Here is a 1,135-nt window from a genome sequence, read left to right as displayed (position 1 = left end):
GCCGCGGACACCCTTGCCTTAAGCTAACGTTTACTGCTACCTTCAACGTTCGGGACTTTCACCCTATAGACATTGCCCATGCCGGGCACACATAAGAAGCCCCGGAAGTTATTATCCCTTCCGGAGCTTTTTTATTTCACGAGACCTTTGCTTTTCGGCGGTAATATGCCCTTGGTTTTAGTAAATCCGACCGCATTACCGGCTGCTTAGGTTCTTCAAGATTAATTATAACAATTTTACAATTTATTATCCTTTTTAATAAATTCAACACTGCAATCACTCTCCTTATTTGATACTTGTCCTATAATATTCATCACCACAGGTTGATAGAACTAAATATTGGTGCTTAAGGAAAAATACTTTTTAACAATTAATTATTTACTAATGATAATTTTTACGGTATAATATTGCCTACCATAAAATTAAAATTTTATAGGGGAGTAGCTCAATTGGTAGAGCTCCGGTCTCCAAAACCGGGTGTTGCGGGTTCAAGTCCTGTCTCCCCTGCCACAAAAGAAACCCTCGAAAGCTGAATTTCGGGGGTTTAAATTATGTTTTAAATTATTTTTGATTACATATTTTTACAATCCTTCCTATTTTTTTTTGTTATTGGTTCTTATAAAGAGGGCAAAATATCATTGAATTTCTTAATAAATAACATAAAAAATTAGGAGGGAATAAATCAAAATGAAACAGCAAAGGCGCCAGCAGCAGAAACAACAGCAGCAAAAGCAGCAGTTTGAATTTGGCCAAGAACTGAGCCCGCAGCAAAAACAGCAGAGTCAACAAAACCAGCAGTTTGAATTTGGGCCAGAATTAAACCCGCAGCAGAAACAGCAGCAAAAAGGTAATCAGAAACAACAATAACATTATGGAAAAAAATAATTCTTTAAAAATAAAATCAAAGTACCAGCCCGGGGAATTGAGCAATGCCCCCATCCATACTGCAGAAAATTGTGCCAGTTGTGAATGCGGCGAAATCACCCGGGAACTGGTGGAATTTGCCGAGGAACATAGTCCGGAAAATACTGCACAGAAGGAAAAATCGAGTAGGAGGGAGTGATTAACTCCCGTCCTCTCACACCACCGTACGTACCGTTCGGTATACGGCGGTTCATGTTGTGGAACGAAGTTC

1 protein-coding gene and 1 tRNA gene are annotated in these 1,135 nt (G+C 39.2%); both read left to right on the top strand.

Annotated elements, in window-relative coordinates; genetic code table 11:
- Positions 1-434 precede the first annotated feature (434 nt).
- Positions 435-510: transfer RNA gene (locus JOC37_RS13095), tRNA-Trp, on the top strand.
- A gap of 177 nt (positions 511-687) precedes the next feature.
- A complete protein-coding gene (locus tag JOC37_RS13090) occupies positions 688-867 on the top strand; it encodes a hypothetical protein (RefSeq protein WP_204619593.1) in 180 nt (59 codons plus the stop codon).
- Positions 868-1,135: the final 268 nt, after the last annotated feature.

This window comes from Desulforadius tongensis, from assembly GCF_016907915.1.
Lineage (GTDB): Bacteria > Bacillota > Desulfotomaculia > Desulfotomaculales > Desulfohalotomaculaceae > Desulforadius > Desulforadius tongensis.
This window is presented reverse-complemented; position numbering and strand designations above follow the sequence as displayed.